At 61.9% G+C, this 14663-nt stretch carries 21 protein-coding genes; 11 read left to right on the forward strand and 10 right to left on the reverse strand.

Going from position 1 to position 14663, the window contains the following annotated elements; translation table 11 throughout:
• Positions 1–35: 35 nt before the first annotated feature.
• Positions 36–887, reverse strand: coding sequence for a Ku protein (locus NPS47_RS04500; RefSeq protein WP_274293900.1), 852 nt, complete (start codon positions 885–887; stop codon positions 36–38).
• 176 nt (positions 888–1063) lie between these two features.
• On the opposite strand from NPS47_RS04500, the gene NPS47_RS04505 reads away from it, so the two are divergent.
• Genes NPS47_RS04505 through NPS47_RS04515 form a run of 3 tightly spaced genes read left to right on the forward strand, consistent with a single transcriptional unit; the run spans position 1064 to position 2310 of the window.
• Entirely contained in the window at positions 1064–1570 is a 507-nt protein-coding gene (locus tag NPS47_RS04505) for a DUF4142 domain-containing protein (RefSeq protein WP_274293901.1), read from the forward strand.
• A gap of 14 nt (positions 1571–1584) precedes the next feature.
• Positions 1585–1872 (forward strand): hypothetical protein, encoded by a 288-nt coding sequence (locus NPS47_RS04510; protein ID WP_274293902.1) that lies wholly within the window; start codon positions 1585–1587, stop codon positions 1870–1872.
• Positions 1873–1884: 12 nt separating this feature from the next.
• The gene (locus NPS47_RS04515) at positions 1885–2310 is read left to right on the forward strand and encodes a DUF1810 domain-containing protein (protein ID WP_274293903.1); all 426 of its coding nucleotides are present in this window, start codon (positions 1885–1887) and stop codon (positions 2308–2310) included.
• 10 nt (positions 2311–2320) lie between these two features.
• Here the strand turns inward: NPS47_RS04515 and NPS47_RS04520 are convergent, their stop codons facing one another.
• Complete coding sequence (locus NPS47_RS04520; RefSeq protein WP_274293904.1) at positions 2321–2593, reverse strand: DUF1652 domain-containing protein; 273 nt, start codon at positions 2591–2593, stop codon at positions 2321–2323.
• 301 nt (positions 2594–2894) lie between these two features.
• Between NPS47_RS04520 and NPS47_RS04525 the strand changes: the two genes are divergently transcribed.
• From NPS47_RS04525 to NPS47_RS04535, 3 genes are all read left to right on the forward strand, one after another.
• Entirely contained in the window at positions 2895–3068 is a 174-nt protein-coding gene (locus NPS47_RS04525) for a KGG domain-containing protein (protein ID WP_274293905.1), read from the forward strand.
• A gap of 49 nt (positions 3069–3117) precedes the next feature.
• Positions 3118–3684: an ATP-dependent Clp protease proteolytic subunit gene (locus NPS47_RS04530; protein ID WP_274293906.1), complete on the forward strand. Its 567-nt coding sequence runs from the start codon at positions 3118–3120 to the stop codon at positions 3682–3684.
• A gap of 91 nt (positions 3685–3775) precedes the next feature.
• Positions 3776–4003, forward strand: a complete 228-nt coding sequence (locus tag NPS47_RS04535; RefSeq protein WP_274293907.1) for a DUF6555 family protein — start codon at positions 3776–3778, stop codon at positions 4001–4003.
• Between the two features lies 1 nt (position 4004).
• On the opposite strand, the gene NPS47_RS04540 is transcribed toward NPS47_RS04535, so the two are convergent.
• From NPS47_RS04540 to NPS47_RS04555, 4 genes are all read right to left on the reverse strand, one after another.
• Positions 4005–4904 (reverse strand): DNA-3-methyladenine glycosylase family protein, encoded by a 900-nt coding sequence (locus NPS47_RS04540; RefSeq protein ID WP_274293923.1) that lies wholly within the window; start codon positions 4902–4904, stop codon positions 4005–4007.
• Between the two features lie 128 nt (positions 4905–5032).
• The gene (ycaC, locus tag NPS47_RS04545) at positions 5033–5659 is read right to left on the reverse strand and encodes an isochorismate family cysteine hydrolase YcaC (protein ID WP_274293908.1); all 627 of its coding nucleotides are present in this window, start codon (positions 5657–5659) and stop codon (positions 5033–5035) included.
• A 54-nt stretch (positions 5660–5713) separates the two neighbouring features.
• A complete protein-coding gene (locus NPS47_RS04550; RefSeq protein WP_274293909.1) occupies positions 5714–6400 on the reverse strand; it encodes a hydrolase in 687 nt (228 codons plus the stop codon).
• A gap of 86 nt (positions 6401–6486) precedes the next feature.
• Positions 6487–7377 (reverse strand): pirin family protein, encoded by an 891-nt coding sequence (locus tag NPS47_RS04555; RefSeq protein ID WP_274293910.1) that lies wholly within the window; start codon positions 7375–7377, stop codon positions 6487–6489.
• A 96-nt stretch (positions 7378–7473) separates the two neighbouring features.
• Here NPS47_RS04555 and NPS47_RS04560 point away from each other — a divergent pair, with 96 nt between their 5' ends.
• Positions 7474–8382, forward strand: coding sequence for a LysR family transcriptional regulator (locus NPS47_RS04560; RefSeq protein ID WP_274293924.1), 909 nt, complete (start codon positions 7474–7476; stop codon positions 8380–8382).
• 48 nt (positions 8383–8430) lie between these two features.
• Here the strand turns inward: NPS47_RS04560 and NPS47_RS04565 are convergent, their stop codons facing one another.
• The 4 genes from NPS47_RS04565 to NPS47_RS04580 all read right to left on the reverse strand — a co-directional run bounded on the left by NPS47_RS04565 (position 8431) and on the right by NPS47_RS04580 (position 11404).
• Positions 8431–9306 carry an alpha/beta fold hydrolase gene (locus NPS47_RS04565; RefSeq protein WP_274293911.1) on the reverse strand — a complete coding sequence of 292 codons (876 nt, stop codon included), beginning with the start codon at positions 9304–9306 and terminating at the stop codon, positions 8431–8433.
• Between the two features lie 16 nt (positions 9307–9322).
• Entirely contained in the window at positions 9323–9952 is a 630-nt protein-coding gene (locus NPS47_RS04570) for a LysE family translocator (protein ID WP_274293912.1), read from the reverse strand.
• A 100-nt stretch (positions 9953–10052) separates the two neighbouring features.
• Positions 10053–10643 carry a 2-hydroxychromene-2-carboxylate isomerase gene (locus NPS47_RS04575; protein ID WP_274293913.1) on the reverse strand — a complete coding sequence of 197 codons (591 nt, stop codon included), beginning with the start codon at positions 10641–10643 and terminating at the stop codon, positions 10053–10055.
• Positions 10644–10672: 29 nt separating this feature from the next.
• Entirely contained in the window at positions 10673–11404 is a 732-nt protein-coding gene (locus tag NPS47_RS04580; RefSeq protein WP_038611598.1) for an SDR family oxidoreductase, read from the reverse strand.
• Between the two features lie 91 nt (positions 11405–11495).
• On the opposite strand from NPS47_RS04580, the gene NPS47_RS04585 reads away from it, so the two are divergent.
• From NPS47_RS04585 to NPS47_RS04600, 4 genes are all read left to right on the forward strand, one after another.
• Complete coding sequence (locus tag NPS47_RS04585; protein WP_274293914.1) at positions 11496–12050, forward strand: TetR/AcrR family transcriptional regulator; 555 nt, start codon at positions 11496–11498, stop codon at positions 12048–12050.
• Positions 12037–12633 (forward strand): DUF4157 domain-containing protein, encoded by a 597-nt coding sequence (locus NPS47_RS04590; protein ID WP_274293915.1) that lies wholly within the window; start codon positions 12037–12039, stop codon positions 12631–12633. The genes NPS47_RS04585 and NPS47_RS04590 overlap by 14 nt, the downstream gene beginning before the upstream one ends.
• Positions 12634–12728: 95 nt before the next feature.
• Complete coding sequence (locus NPS47_RS04595) at positions 12729–13775, forward strand: class I SAM-dependent methyltransferase (RefSeq protein ID WP_274293916.1); 1047 nt, start codon at positions 12729–12731, stop codon at positions 13773–13775.
• A gap of 114 nt (positions 13776–13889) precedes the next feature.
• Positions 13890–14561 carry a GntR family transcriptional regulator gene (locus NPS47_RS04600; RefSeq protein WP_274293917.1) on the forward strand — a complete coding sequence of 224 codons (672 nt, stop codon included), beginning with the start codon at positions 13890–13892 and terminating at the stop codon, positions 14559–14561.
• Positions 14562–14663: the final 102 nt, after the last annotated feature.

The raw sequence follows: 14663 nt of genomic DNA on the forward strand, positions 1-14663 counted from the left end.
AATCGCGGGGCAAGCCCGCTCCCACCGTGGGGGTGTCATCCTCTTTCAGGACTAGACCGTTTACCGGTGGTCGTGGGCTTTTTCGCCGCTGGCGCCTTACGCCCGCCCAGACTGCGTTTGAGCAACTCGGTAAGGTCGATGATATCGGCGCTTTTCTGCCCAGCGTCTCCCTGCGGCGCCTCAACAGTCGCGATCTTGCCCTGGCTGGCTTTCTCTTCGACCAGGCTCATGATGGTGTCCTTGAAGTCGTTGCGGTAAGCCTCCGGCGTCCAGTGCTCACTCATGTCCTCGACCAGCCGCCTGGCCATCTGCAACTCGCGTTTGTCGATTGCCGAATCGCGCACGCTGCTGCCCAGCTCCAGGCTTTCCAGGCCACGTACTTCCTGCGGCCAGCGCAGGGTAATCATCACGATTGCGTCCTCAAGCGGGCGCAACAACGCCAGGTGTTGCTGGGTATGCAGCACCACCTTGGCCAGGGCGACTTTGCCGGTGCTCTCCAAGGTCTGGCGAAGCAGCGCATAAACCTTGCCGCCACGGCGGTCCGGGCTCAGGTAGTACGGTGTATCGAACTGCTGCAGGGGAATTTCAGCGCTGTCGACGAAGGCGAAGATATCGATGGTCTGGGTCGCCTCGGGGCGCGCCTGGCGAATTTCCTCTTCGCTGATCACCACATAGCGGCCCTTCTGGTACTCGACACCCTTGACGATATGCTCGCCAGCGATCTCTTTGCCGGTGACCTTGTTCACCCGCTTGTAGCCGACCGGTTCCATGCTGCGCGCGTCGAGCCAGTCAAAATCGATCCGCTCGCTGCTGACGGCGGAACTCAAGGACACCGGGATATGCACCAGGCCGAAGCTGATAGCACCTTTCCAGATAGCTCTGGCCATGATCGTCTCCCACGGGCAATTGAACGGCTGTTTGTCTGTCTGACTGCAAACGCACACTGAAGGTTTGCCTGAGCCGACGATCAGCGCCGCGGATTGGACAAAAAAGCTGAACTCTGGCGCTGCGGGCCTTTCGTAAAACTAATAGCCGTCTGTTTCTATACCAGGAGTAGCCGCCGATGAACCCCTGTCTCCCTACCCGCCTGGCCTTGGGCTTGTGTGCCCTGCTCAGCGTTGCCGCCCATGCGGCCTCGAACAACAGCTTTGTCGACGAAGCGGTCAGCGCCGGCATGGCAGAGATCCAGACCAGCCAGCTGGCGCTGGAAAAAACCGAATCGGCACAGGTAAAGGCGTTTGCCGAGCAGATGATCAAGGACCACACTAAAAGTAATCAGCAGTTGCTCGATCTGGCCAGGCAGCATGGCTTCAGTGTGCCGGATGACGCCGCCCTGACCAGCAAGGCGCGCAAGATGATGCTGCAGGTTCAGGACGGCGCATCGTTCGATGCCGCCTACGCCAAGCACCAGGTCGAGGCCCATGAGCAGGCGGTGCGTCTGTTCGAGGAGGAAAGCCGCTCCACCTCCGCGCCAGACGACCTGCAGACCTTCGCCACGACCACGCTGCCGACCCTGCAGCATCACCTGGAAATGGCCAAGCAACTGCAGAACGCGCACCGCAAGAACTGAAGGAGGTGTCTGGCATGAGAAAGGTCAGCCCGGCCTGTGCGACCTGCCTGCAGCTTGATTTTGTCCAGGACACCTTGTTCGGCCCTGTCGCCCATAGCGCCGAGTGCCAGGTGCAGGTGGCGCCGTTGAACCTCAATGGCCTGCCCGGCCTGCAGATGCAAGTGCGGGCGCCAGTGCCGGCCAAGCTTGAGCGTTCGCATAGCGTGGCGTTTGTCTGGGAAGGTCGTACCTATCGCGGCATCGTCCATTACCACCGGCATTGTGATGATGGCGGATTGCAGCTGCAGCTTGAGTTGCAATAGCGGGAGACCAGCATGCCAGCCCCCTTCAACCTTCAGCGCTTCATTGATGCCCAGGACCCTTTCCTTGACCGGGTCCTGGCTGAACTTCACGCCGGACGTAAAACCAGCCACTGGATCTGGTTCATCTTTCCCCAACTGGAGGGCCTGGGTCACAGCGACATGGCCGAACGTTATGCCCTGCAATCTGCTGACGAAGCCCGTGCGTATCTGCGCCATGACGTTTTACGCGCCCGCCTGGAACAATGTGTCGCCGCCCTCTTGCAGCACACTGACAAAAGCGCCCTGCACATTCTGGGGCACCCCGATGATCTGAAACTGCGCTCCTGCCTGACCTTGTTTGCCAGCGTCGAACCCGATCATCCGTTGTTCAAGGCCGCGCTGGAGCAGTTCTATGACGCGCACCCCGACCCCAGAACATTGCAGCTGCTGAAAACCTGAGTTCGCGAGTTCAAGCAGTCGCCTGGGGCTGGAACGGAATGTGATTGCGCGCCAGACGCTGCTCCTCGCGCAACTGTGCAACCAGCGCAGCCAGCTCGTGACAGGTGGTCAGGCTCTGCACACGAATGCCGGTGACCGTCAGGCACTCGTCCAGGCTGTCACCCTGCCCTAACTGGATGGTCAGGTGATCCTCGTCGATGGAGGACACTACACAACGGTCAGGCAAAAACGCCTGCTCGATGAGCTGACGCAATTCGAGGTTGGAAACGCCAATCAGTGACATGGTTTGATCCTCGTAGCGAGGGGCCCGGCTACTCAGTTACTACCAAGCGAGGCCTCGCTGCCAATTGAAAATACAGATACCGCGCCGCTTCCCCCATGCAGTACAACAATCAATGAAACGCTATCTGAGATGAGCCATCGGCCGGCGGCGAAGTTCAACAAAACACGCCGGGGGCGGATGAGCGGCGCATCCCGACCGTTCGTCCCGCAGCGCTGAAATTTTTCAAACTTTGCCTGCCGCGCCTGCCTCCCACCTTGTGTAGGGCAAATGCCTTGCAAACATTCAAAAGAGGAAGAGAATCATGGCTAACAAAGGCACTTCGAATCCTGGCAACTTCGGTAACGACAGACAGAAAGCCTCCGACGCCGGCAAGAAAGGCGGCCAGGCTTCCGGCGGTCAAACAGGCGGTCAGACCCGCAAACCTGACATGGACAAAGACCAGGCCCGCAAACCAAGTGGTGGCGGCCGCAGCTAACGGACGAACGACCGGCGCACCCACGGTGCGTCGGCCCTGAGGCGCGATGATGACTCAGCACGTCATTCACTTTCATTGCCAGATCGATCAGGACACCACCGAACGTTTCCGCGACCGGTGCCTGCAAGCGGTTGACGAGGGCGCCTCGTCGCTGCTGCTGTTTTTGTCGACCACCGGTGGCAGCACCAACTTTGGTTTCTCCCTCTACAGCTTTCTCAAATCCTTGCCGGTGCCGCTGTGTGCGGTCAATGCCGGCAATATCGAATCCATGGGCATCATCCTGTACCTGGCCGCCGCCGAGCGTATCGCCGCGCCCCACTCGCGCTTTCTCATCCACCCCATGACCTGGCATTTCAGCCAGAGTGCGGTTGATCACTCACGCTTGCGCGAGTACCTGTCGAGCCTGAACAACGACCTGGAGCGCTACGTGCGCATCTTCGAACTGGAGACGGCCCACGCCGAACGCAAGCTGGACATCTTCCACTGCCTGTCGGCTGAAGAAAAGGTCATTCCAGCCTACGACTCGCTGGCCTGCGGCATCGCTCATCGCCTGGAACAGCTGGTGTTCGAAAAGGACGCTCGCCACCTGACGGTCAGCGCCACGCATAACGGTTGAAATCCGATGGAATTTTTCCAGCCTTGCAGGACTCACTACAGACATTGAAGGGATGTTCTCGGTCACTGCACTGAAAGGATCTTTTAGCCCTATGAACAACGCAAAACTTTTCGTCATCGACTACCAGCTGTACGGCGAAGCCAAATCTTTCATCATCCGTGCCGAGACGATGGACAACGCCGAGGCCTGGCACTGGGCCAGTTGTGATGCCGGCGTTGGCCGTATCGGCCGCTACGGGCGCGAGAAAGTGAAGAAGATCAGCCCACCGCTGGCAGAGCGCTATGGCATCACCGAGGTCAAATGGCGCCAGTCCGGTTGAGTCAGCTCAAGGACGCCCAGAGGTGCTGGGCAGCGTAAGCTCGCCAAGGGCTCCAGGCCCGGGCTCGATCCGCCAACTTCACCTCGGCGCCCTCCAGCAAGCGCAAGGCCTTGACCAAGGCGACGTCCCCCAGCGGCAAGGCATCGGCAGCGCCCAGTTGACGCAAGGCCAGGTACTGGGCACTCCACGGGCCGATCCCGCGCAACTGGCACAGGCGCTGTACCCAGCTGTCCAGGTCGGCCCCCGGGCGCAACAGATGCGGTTCATCGAGCAGTGCCCGGGCCAGGGTCGACAAGGTCGCGGCGCGCGAACGCGGCATGCCGAGCACACTCAGATCCTCATCGACCACGGCGGTCGGCGTCGGAAACACATGGGTCAGCCCTGTTGCTTGAGCGGCCTGCGGCAACAACGGCTGACCGTACCGGGCGACCATCCGTGCAACCAGAGTCATCGCCCCGGCCACGCTGATCTGCTGGCCCAGCACCGTGCGCATGGCCTGTTCGAAACCGTCCCAGCCTTGAGGTACGCGCAATCCTGGCCGCGCGGCGATGAGCCTGGCCATCAGCGGGTCGGTGCCCAGTTGCGCCTCGATCCGCGCGGGTTGCGCATTCAGGTCAAAGACCCGCCGCACCCGGGCGATCAAACCGGGGAGCGAGGCTGTGGGCACACCGCTAACCGTCAGCTGCAATCGATGCCCGCGCGCCCTGCGCACCTGAATCACCGCGTGGCGACCACCCAGCACCACACTGCGCGAATACACCCCGGCCTGCACCGTCTCGATGCCGGCAATACAGCGCGCAGACAGAAATCCCAGCAGCGAAGGCCAGTGCAAAGGCGGCTGATAGTCCAGCCAGAAGGTCAACCAACAGCCGGGCCGTAAACTGCGCCGGTAACCGCGCATGGCAGGATCAGGATTCATTGGCGGATCATCGCCTGATTACCCCAGGCTTTGCCAGTACCGGTTTGAGCAGGCAGAAACGAAAACGACCAGGCAACACAAGTGCCCGGCCGCTGATCGGTGAAACGGTGTTACTTGCCGTTGGTGAGGGTGTTGTAGCTGGTGATCAGGTTGCGGTAGTCCGGAATGTGGTTGGAGAACAACGTGCCCAGGCCTTCGACGTCGTTGCGCCAGTCGCGGTGCAGCTCGCAGGCCAGGCCGAACCAGGTCATCAGCTGGGCACCGGCTTGCGACATGCGGTCCCAGGCCGAATCGCGGGTCAGCGCGTTGAAGGTACCCGAAGCGTCAGTGACCACGAAAACTTCAAAACCTTCGGCCAGGGCCGACAGTGCCGGGAAGGCCACGCACACCTCGGTCACCACACCAGCGATGATCAGTTGCTTCTTGCCGGTGGCCTTGACCGCTTTGACGAAATCTTCGTTGTCCCAGGCGTTGATCTGGCCAGGACGGGCGATATACGGCGCCTCCGGGAACTGCGCCTTGAGCTCGGGTACCAGCGGGCCGTTGGGGCCGGTTTCAAAGCTGGTGGTGAGGATGGTTGGCAGGTTGAAATACTTGGCCAGGTCGCCCACAGCCAGCACGTTGTTCTTGAATTTGTCCGGATCGATGTCACGCACCAGCGACAGCAGACCGGTCTGGTGATCCACCAGCAAAACAGCGGCGTTGTTCTTGTCCAGGCGAACGTAGGGCTTGCTCATGGTGTTACTCCTTGCGAGGGTAGACCGGTACCCGGTGGCACCGGCCATGAGGGATCAGCGTGCCGAATCCAGTTGTTCGTTTTCTTTGGCGACCTGTTGCGCCTTGAGGTAGCTCTCGATCAACAGTTGGTAGTGCGGGAACACTGCACTATAGGCCTCAGCCCACTGTTGTGCGTCGGGGCGGTTCCAGGTGCGCTGGACTTCCGAGCACACTGCAGCGGTGTCCATCGGCACGACACCGGCCTGCATGATCCGCGACAGGGTGATTTCCTGCGCCATCTTCGAATAGGTGCCGCTGGCATCGATCACCGCAAACACCTGGTAACCGGCACTGACCGCGCTGATGCTCGGGAAGGCCATGCACACGCTGGTGATGGTGCCGGCGATGATCAGCTGCTTCTTGCCGGTGGCCTCAACCGCCGCGACGAACTCCGGATTGTCCCAGGCGTTGATTTCACCTTTGCGTGCGACGTATTTGGCGTGTGGCGCGGCTTCATGGATCTCCGGAATCAGCGGGCCGTTGGGACCTTGCGGTACGGATGCCGTGGTAATCACCGGCATCTTGGCCAGGCTGGCGACTTTGGCCAGGGTAATGGCATTGGCCCGCAGTTCGGTCATGGGCATGTCCTTGACTGTCTGGAACAGACCACTCTGGTGGTCGATCAGCAGCATCGCGGCGTTATCAGGATCGATACGCGGAACCTGGCCATTGAAATTGGCAACGTTGGCAAATGTACTCATGACACATTCTCCTTGGCGGCTGGCTGCACGTTGTGCGCGCAGCCGTGTCGAAGGCCGCCCGTCGGGTGGCCTTCGGGTTATTGATACTAGTTGTCGTGACGAGAACCGCCCGCCCCATCCATCTGGCCGAAACGACCGGCACGGAAGTCTTCAAACGCCTCGGCAATCTCCGCTTCGCTGTTCATCACGAACGGGCCGTAACCAACGATCGGCTCGTCCAGCGGTTCGCCACTGAGCAGCAGCACCGACACCTCGGTCTGTGCTTCCAGCAGCAGTTCGTCACCGGCACGGTCGAACAGCACCAGCTGCGCCGGGCCGACTGCGCGCTCACCATTGACCAGCAGCTTGCCGCGCAACACCACCAGCGCCGTGCTGCGCCCTGCCGCGCTGGGCAGGCGTAGCGGTGCGCCGGTTTTGAGTTGCAGGTCCCAGACATCCATCGGCGTGAAGGTCTGCGCCGGGCCTTTGTGGCCGCGGTACTCACCGGCGATCACTCGCAGGCTGCCGCTACCGGCGCCCAGCGGCACCACGGGAATGTCGGTACTGAGCAGGGTCTGGTAACCGGCGGGTGCCGATTTGTCTTTGCCTGGCAGGTTGACCCACAGCTGGACCATCTCCAGGGTGCCGCCCTTGGCGGCGAACGCCGGCGAATGAAACTCTTCATGGAGGATGCCGTTGGCGGCGGTCATCCACTGCACATCGCCCGGGCCGATCAGGCCGCCGGCACCGGTGGAGTCCCGGTGTTCGAGTTCGCCCTGGTAGACGATGGTCACGGTTTCAAAGCCGCGATGCGGGTGCTGGCCAACACCACGACGGGCGGTGGTCGGGCTGAAGTCGTGGGGACCGGCATAGTCCAGCAACAGGAACGGGCTGATGTGCTGGGCCAGGTTGTCGTAGGTGAACAGGCTGCGTACCGGGAAGCCATCGCCGACCCAGTGCGGGTTGGGGCTGCTGTAGACGCCTTGGATCTTTTTCATGAGATGTCTCCTCTCGTGGATGGCTATAACCATACGAGCGCAACGACATCGGCGGTAGATCCGTTAAACTGCCTTCAGCGTTCCATATGGAGAACACTGGTGGAAGACCTCAACGACCTTTACTACTTTGCCCAGGTCGTCGATCACGGTGGCTTTGCCCCTGCTGGTCGTGCCCTGGACATGCCCAAGTCAAAACTCAGCCGGCGTATCGCCGGGCTGGAGGAGCGCCTCGGCGTACGCCTGATCCAACGCTCGACCCGGCATTTTTCGGTGACCGAAATCGGTCAGGCCTATTACCGCCACTGCGTGGCAATGCTGGTGGAGGCCGAGGGCGCCGCCGAATTGATAGAGCGCAACCGCGCCGAACCCCAGGGCATCGTGCGCCTGAGCTGCCCGACCGCCCTGCTGGATTTCTGGGTGGGCGCCATGCTGACCCGCTTTATGGTCCAGTGCCCGTTGGTGCAGTTGCACATTGAAAGCACCAACCGCCAGGTCGACCTGATTCAGGAAGGCATCGACATCGCCTTGCGCGTGCGCGTGCCGCCATTGGAAAGCAGTGACCTGGTAATGAAGACCCTGGCCCACAGCACCCAGTGCCTGGTCGCCTCACCTGAGCTGCGCGAGCGCCTGCCGGCGCGTCCGGTACCTGCCGACCTTGCCAGCTTGCCGAGTTTGCGCTGGGGCAAACCGCAAAGGGACTATCACTGGGAGCTGGTGGGGCCTGATGGCGCGCGCGCCAGCCTGCGCTATCAACCGCGGCTGGTCACCGACGATCTGCTGGTGTTGCGCCAGGCAGCGTTGGCCGGGGTGGGTGTGGTGCATTTGCCGTTGGTGGTGGTGCGCGATGAACTCGATAACGGCCAACTGGTCAGGGTCACCCCTGACTGGGCACCGGAGTGCGGCGTGGTGCACGCGGTGTTCGCTTCGCGCCGTGGGCTGTTGCCGGGCGTGCGCAGCTTGCTGGACTTTCTGGCGAAAGAGTTTGAAGCCAGTGATATCACCTGAATCGCGGGGGCACTGTGCGAGCGGGCTTGCCCCGCGATCAGCATCACCCTATTGCTGCAGCAAGAATGCCGTGACCCGCTCACTGCAAGCAGCAGGATCTTCCTGCATAAAGCAGTGCCCACCCGGCACCTGCTCGGCAGTCACCTGGCGATTGTCCTGCGCCCAGCGCTGCACCGACTGCGGTACAAAGGGATAGGTGGTTTTGCCGTAAAGCACCAGGCTCGGGGTTTTCACCCGGGTCAGCGACGCCCACATGCGTCGCGGGAACGAGCTGAAAATCTCCACTTCGCGGCTGGGCCGGCATTTGAGCACCACGCCTTCGCCACAATCGCCAATGGCATGCTCGATATACGAGTGCAACGCATGCTCGTTCCAGCCCTTGAAGATCCCCCTTCCCTCCAGCGAGGCGCGGGCGGCGCTGCGATCCGGCCAATGACTACGGCGGGTGGCGGCCTTGCGCGCCAAGGCGTGACGACGGTGCAGGCCGACCAGCGCGGCAGCGCCCATGATGCCCATCATCGAGCGGCTGAACAGCACCGGGTCGAGCAATACTGCGCGCTGAAACAACTGCGGCCGATACGCCAGCATCAACCCGGTAATCACCCCGCCGAAACTGTGACCGACGGCAAAGCGCGGCACCTCGGCGTACTCGCCACAGCCCGCCTCGAAGGCCTCGATGGCCAACTCTGCGGTACGGTTCCAGCCCTGGAACGGGCCGCCATGGTCACTGTCGCCATGGCCCTGGACATCACACAGCCAGAGGTCGAAATGTTCCGCCAGACGCGCCAGCATTGGCTGGTAGACCAGACAGCAAAAGCCGTTGCCGTGGAGAAAATGCAGCAAGGGTTTGCCGCTGGCGGGTGAGCGCCAGCCGCGCAAGGTAAAGCCGGCACTTGTGTCATGGGACCAGGGAATCAACTGCATGTGCCAGCGCACTCATTCAGGAAAAACCCGATTCTACAAAGAGCAGCGGGTAAAGGGATATCACCAGTAACGCCGCCATCAGGACATTGAACAGCATTAACCAGCGCGGATTCTGCAGTACCGTGCGCAAGGCGCTGCCGAACATCACCCAGACACAGACGCTGGGCAGGTTGACCAGGGCGAACACGGCGGCAATGACGATCACGTTGGTGACGTAGCCCTGAGCTGGCGTATAGGTAGTGATTGCCCCCACCGCCATGACCCAGGCCTTGGGATTGACCCATTGAAACGCTGCCGCGCCCCAGAACCCAAGCGGCTTACGGCTATCGGAGTTGCTCACCGACAAAGGCCCGGAGGTGGCGATTTTCCACGCCAGGTACAGCAGGTAGGCCGCGCCCACATAGCGCAGTACGGTATAGATCGGCGGATAGGCCTTGAACACTTCACCCAGGCCAAAGCCCACCGCCAGCACCATGACCATGAAGCCGACGCTGATGCCCAAGGCGTGCGGAATCGAACGGCGCACGCCAAAGTTCACCCCGGAGGCCAGCAACATGGTGTTGTTGGGCCCCGGGGTGATCGAAGACACGAAGGCGAACAGCACGAAGGCGGTTATCAGGTCGATTGAGCTGAGCATGGCAGGCATCCGGATTTTTTCTTGTGGGCTGCACTGACACTAACGGAGTCCTGACCCGAGCCGACCATACAGTTAGTGAAAATAATAGCGTATCACTTGACTGTACCCTTCAAGCCAACGCCGCTTCAACGAACTCCAGACGGTCCTGACCGAAGAACATCTGCTCACCGACAAAGAACGTCGGCGCGCCGAACGTGCCGCGGCGCACGGCTTCTTCAGTGGCCTCCTTGAGTGCCGCCTTGACCCCGGGTTCTGCTGTCCAGGCCAGATACTGTTCAGGATCGAATCCGGCCTCTTGCAGTACAGCGGCGAGTACCTGCGGATCGCCGACATTGCGCTGCTGGACCCACATGGCCTGGAACAGCGCAGTCAGGTAAGCCTCGAAACGTTCCGGCTGATACTGCTGCACGGCAATGGTCCCGCGCATCAGCCCCAGGGTATTGATTGGAAAACCCGGCGGGAACGCCAGGGTCACGCCATAGCGTTTGGCATAGCGCTGAAAATCGGCAAACACGTACCGCGCCTTGGCCGGAATCATTGCGGGCGAGGCATTGCCGGTGGCCTGGAACACCCCGCCCAGCAGCATCGGCCGGTAGCGCAGTTGCGCAGCGTGGCGAGCACACAGCGCTGGCAGTTGGGTCCAGGCCAGGTAACTGGCCGGGCTGCCCAGATCAAAGAAGAATTCGACGGTTTTGCTCATTGCTCGGAGTCCTTGTTGTTGTCAGAGGCTTACCAGCGTTCCATCCACGGCCGCAGATCGAGTTCGAAGGTCCAGGCATCACGCGGCTGCGCGTGCAGGAACCAGTAGCTGTCGGCGATGTGCGCAGGATCAAGGATGCCGTCCTGTTCCTTGAGTGCATAGCGCTCGGGGAAGCTGTCGCGGATGAACGCGGTGTCGATGGCGCCGTCCACCACCACATGCGCGACATGAATGTTACGCGGTCCAAGCTCGCGGGCCATGCTCTGCGCCAGGGCACGGATGCCATGCTTAGCCCCGGCGAACGCGGCAAAGCCGGCGGCGCCGCGCAGGCCGGCAGTAGCACCGGTGAATAAAATCGTCCCGCGTTCGCGCGTGACCATGCGCCGCGCCACGGCCTGACTGGTGAGGAAACCAGCAAAGCAGGCCATTTCCCAGATCTTGAAGTACTTGCGTGCGGTCTCGTCGAGAATGCTGCACGGCACGTTGGCGCCGATGTTAAACACAAACGCCTCGATCGGGCCGAGGGTGGTTTCGATCTGTTCGACCAGCGCCGCCACCTCTTCCTCCTTGCGTGCATCGGAGGCAAAGCCATGTGCCTCGCCGCCCGCAGCGCGGATTTCGTCCACCAGCGGCTGTAGCTTGTCGGCGCTGCGCCGGGTCACGCAGGCGATATAGCCTTCGCGGGCAAAACGCTTGGCAATCGCACCACCGGTGGCATCACCGGCCCCTACTACCAACACCACTTTCTTGCCCTGAGTCATCCATCGCCTCCATTGGTAAACGATCATTTAGTAAACGAACGCTATGCTATGATCCAGGCTTCGTCAAGTCAGTGCTACGGAGAAGGTCGGCGTGCGCTACTCCACCACCCACAAAGAACAAACCCGGCAGAAGCTGCTGGAAAGCAGCGGTGCCCTGGCCAAGCGCGGGGGGTTCAATGCTACCGGCGTCGCTGGGCTGATGAAGACCATCGGCCTCACCGGTGGGGCGTTCTACAACCACTTCCCGTCCAAGGACGACCTGTTCACCGAAGTGGTACGCCGCGAACTGTCGCTCAGTCCCATGGCCCAGCAACCGATGAACCGTCAGCGTCTAGAGCGTTGCCTCGATCATTACTTGAGCCTGGCCCACGTGAACAACCCTGAAGGCGGTTGCGCCATCCCGGCCCTGGGTGCCGAGATCGCCCAGGCACCGCTGCCAGTGCGCGAAGAAGCCGAACACTGGCTGCGCACCCTGCAACAGGCCTGGGCCGAGACCCTCGAAGACCCGGACCTGGCCTGGGCCCTGCTCAGCCAGTGCGTGGGGGCGCTGGTGATCGCGCGCATGCTCGCCAACGAACCCAGCCAGCAGGAAGTGCTCAAGGCCTCCCGTGAGTTTCTCGCCGGGGCCTTGCATGAAAGCCCTTGAACAACTGCTGCTCGGTCTGGCCCTGCTCGCCCCGCTCAACGCCCTCGCCGTCTGCCCCGCTGGCCAGTACGAAATCTGTCTGGGCAGTTGCATCTGCTCGCCAATCGATCCGGGCCAGGCCGGCAGCGTGCTCGACGACCTCGGACGCATAGCCAGCAGCTCTCTGGCCCTGGCCCTGCAACAGGCCCGCGACACGGCAGCGGCCGGTACCGTGCTGCCGATTCCCCTGCACATCCGCGCCCAGCTTGAGCCGTATTACGACTTCCAGGTGCTGGATGCGGCGCGCTACAAAGTTGGCGACCAGCAGGCCCTGGACAGCGCCAACGCCCTGCTGCAGAACCCCGATGTCAACGCCGTGACCCTGATCGACATCATCGTCTTTCGCAACGAGGCCGATGCCCAGGACAACGCCGCGCTCTGGGCCCATGAACTGCATCACGTGCAGCAATACCAGCAGTGGGGCGTGGAAGAATTCGCCCGGCGCTACTCGCGCGACTTCAACTCGGTCGAAGCACCGGCTTACGCGATCCAGTCGAAAGTCAGCAAAGCCCTGCGCGAACGCTCATCCGGCCAGGCCCGCTGAACTAGACTTAATGATTGCCCCACGAGAAATGGCCCGAGGTCGTCGCCTGGCGTGACGACCCCGTTGACGTTGGACTTCCTGCAGGAGAACACGCAATGGACGAAGCCAAGCTGAATGAGTTCATGGGAAAACTGGTCAACGACATGGGCGCGGCCGCGCTGTTGGCCAACCTGATCCTCGGCGATGAGCTGGGCCTGTACCGGGCCATGGCCGACAGCCAGTTCATTACCCCGGAACAACTGGCGCAAAAGACCGGCTGCAATGCCCGGCTGCTGCGCGAATGGCTCAGCGCCCAGGCGGCGTCGGGCTATATGGAACACCAGGACGGCCGCTTTCGCCTGCCCGAGGAACAGGCCATGGCCCTGGCCATCGAGGACTCACCGGTGTACGCCGCGGGCGGCGCCTCGGTGATTGCCGCGCTTTATCACGATAAAGACAAACTGGTAGCCGCCATGCGCGGCGACGGTGGTCTGCCCTGGGGCGACCATCATCCATGCATGTTCAGCGGCACCGAACGCTTCTTCCGTCCCGGTTACCGCGCCCACCTGGTGAGCGAATGGCTGCCGACCCTGACGGGGGTGGTCGATAAACTGCAGGCCGGGGCCAAGGTCGCCGACGTTGGCTGTGGACATGGCGCCTCGACGGTGATCCTCGCCCAGGCCTTCCCTGCTTCGCAGTTCTACGGCTTCGACTACCACGCGCCATCGATCACGGTGTCCAGCCAGCGCGCAAGCGAAGGTGGGGTGGCCGAGCGCGCCCGGTTCATCCAGGCCAGCGCCAAGGATTTCCCCGGCAACGATTACGACCTGATCTGCTACTTCGATTGCCTGCACGACATGGGCGACCCGGTTGGCGCTGCCCGCCATGCCTATACAGCGCTCAAGGCCGACGGCACGGTGCTGCTGGTCGAGCCGTTTGCCAAGGACAGCCTGGATGAGAACAGCACGCCGGTTGGTCGCCTGTTTTATGCCGCCTCGACCTTTATCTGCACACCCAACTCGCTGTCCCAGGAAGTCGGTCTGGGGCTGGGTGCCCAGGCTGGCGAGGCGCGATTGCGTGCGGTGTTCGAGGAGGCGGGTTTCAAACACTTTCGCCGGGCCACGGAAACGCCGTTCAATTTGATTCTGGAAGCGCGCAAGTAGTCTCTTTTCGCGGGGCAAGCCCGCTCCCACCGGCGGTGCAGTTAGTCGGTGGGAGCGGGCTTGCCCCGCGAAATTCGTATACCATATCCACAAAGCACTTCGGACGACGCCACCGTGACCGTACCTCGCCTCAACGCCCCGGACCTGGGTAACACGCCTTCGACTTCGGAAATCATCACCCGCCACCTGCGCGATGCGATCATTGCCGGCCACTTCGCCGAAGACGACCCGATCCGCCAGGACGACATCGCCCGCCAGTTCAATGTCAGCAAAATCCCCGTACGCGAGGCGCTCAAGCGCCTGGAGGCCGAGGGGCTGGTGATGTTCCAGCGCAATCGCGGGGCGATGGTCACGCGCATGTCCGAACCTGAGCTGGCGCAAATGTTCGAAGTGCGCATGCTGCTCGAAGACAAGGCGCTGCGCCTGGCGATTCCGAACATGACCGAAGAGACCTTCGCGCGCGCCGAACGAATCTGCCAGGAGTTCGTCGGCGAGAATGACGTCGGGCGCTGGGCCGAGCTGAACTGGGAGCTGCACGCCTGCCTGTACGAGCCGGCGCAGCGGCCCTTTCTGGTGAACATGATCCGTTCGGTGAACGACAAGCTGGAGCGCTACCTGCGTATGCAGATGAGCCTGTCGGCGGGCAAGGAGCGCGCCGACCATGAACACCGCGAGATCCTCGATGCCTGCCGGGCCAAGGATGTCGAACGAGCCGTCACCTTGCTCGATGAGCACATCGCCGGCGTCTGCAAGACCCTCTTCGAGCACCTGCCGCAGACCAGGTGACGCTTGCCGGCTCTGGAACATGGCGAGATGATCCGTTTGAGGCGGCGAAACCAGCCGATATGGCTGGAGCTTCCTTACAGGCAAACTTGCGACTAGATAATC

This window comes from Pseudomonas putida (genome assembly GCF_028682475.1).
Lineage (GTDB): Bacteria > Pseudomonadota > Gammaproteobacteria > Pseudomonadales > Pseudomonadaceae > Aquipseudomonas > Aquipseudomonas putida_AG.

What these genes read in the sequence shown, in the direction of transcription:
- NPS47_RS04590 (WP_274293915.1), top strand. Translation starts at nt 12,037, where the DNA reads ATGAAAGCCCTTGAACAACTGCTGCTCGGTCTGGCCCTGCTCGCCCCG.
- NPS47_RS04570 (WP_274293912.1), bottom strand. Translation starts at nt 9,952, where the DNA reads ATGCCTGCCATGCTCAGCTCAATCGACCTGATAACCGCCTTCGTGCTG.
- NPS47_RS04575 (WP_274293913.1), bottom strand. Translation starts at nt 10,643, where the DNA reads ATGAGCAAAACCGTCGAATTCTTCTTTGATCTGGGCAGCCCGGCCAGT.
- NPS47_RS04565 (WP_274293911.1), bottom strand. Translation starts at nt 9,306, where the DNA reads ATGCAGTTGATTCCCTGGTCCCATGACACAAGTGCCGGCTTTACCTTG.
- NPS47_RS04520 (WP_274293904.1), bottom strand. Translation starts at nt 2,593, where the DNA reads ATGTCACTGATTGGCGTTTCCAACCTCGAATTGCGTCAGCTCATCGAG.
- NPS47_RS04515 (WP_274293903.1), top strand. Translation starts at nt 1,885, where the DNA reads ATGCCAGCCCCCTTCAACCTTCAGCGCTTCATTGATGCCCAGGACCCT.
- NPS47_RS04505 (WP_274293901.1), top strand. Translation starts at nt 1,064, where the DNA reads ATGAACCCCTGTCTCCCTACCCGCCTGGCCTTGGGCTTGTGTGCCCTG.
- NPS47_RS04525 (WP_274293905.1), top strand. Translation starts at nt 2,895, where the DNA reads ATGGCTAACAAAGGCACTTCGAATCCTGGCAACTTCGGTAACGACAGA.
- NPS47_RS04555 (WP_274293910.1), bottom strand. Translation starts at nt 7,377, where the DNA reads ATGAAAAAGATCCAAGGCGTCTACAGCAGCCCCAACCCGCACTGGGTC.
- NPS47_RS04510 (WP_274293902.1), top strand. Translation starts at nt 1,585, where the DNA reads ATGAGAAAGGTCAGCCCGGCCTGTGCGACCTGCCTGCAGCTTGATTTT.
- NPS47_RS04530 (WP_274293906.1), top strand. Translation starts at nt 3,118, where the DNA reads ATGACTCAGCACGTCATTCACTTTCATTGCCAGATCGATCAGGACACC.
- NPS47_RS04500 (WP_274293900.1), bottom strand. Translation starts at nt 887, where the DNA reads ATGGCCAGAGCTATCTGGAAAGGTGCTATCAGCTTCGGCCTGGTGCAT.
- NPS47_RS04580 (WP_038611598.1), bottom strand. Translation starts at nt 11,404, where the DNA reads ATGACTCAGGGCAAGAAAGTGGTGTTGGTAGTAGGGGCCGGTGATGCC.
- NPS47_RS04595 (WP_274293916.1), top strand. Translation starts at nt 12,729, where the DNA reads ATGGACGAAGCCAAGCTGAATGAGTTCATGGGAAAACTGGTCAACGAC.
- NPS47_RS04550 (WP_274293909.1), bottom strand. Translation starts at nt 6,400, where the DNA reads ATGAGTACATTTGCCAACGTTGCCAATTTCAATGGCCAGGTTCCGCGT.
- NPS47_RS04540 (WP_274293923.1), bottom strand. Translation starts at nt 4,904, where the DNA reads ATGCGCGGTTACCGGCGCAGTTTACGGCCCGGCTGTTGGTTGACCTTC.
- ycaC (WP_274293908.1), bottom strand. Translation starts at nt 5,659, where the DNA reads ATGAGCAAGCCCTACGTTCGCCTGGACAAGAACAACGCCGCTGTTTTG.
- NPS47_RS04535 (WP_274293907.1), top strand. Translation starts at nt 3,776, where the DNA reads ATGAACAACGCAAAACTTTTCGTCATCGACTACCAGCTGTACGGCGAA.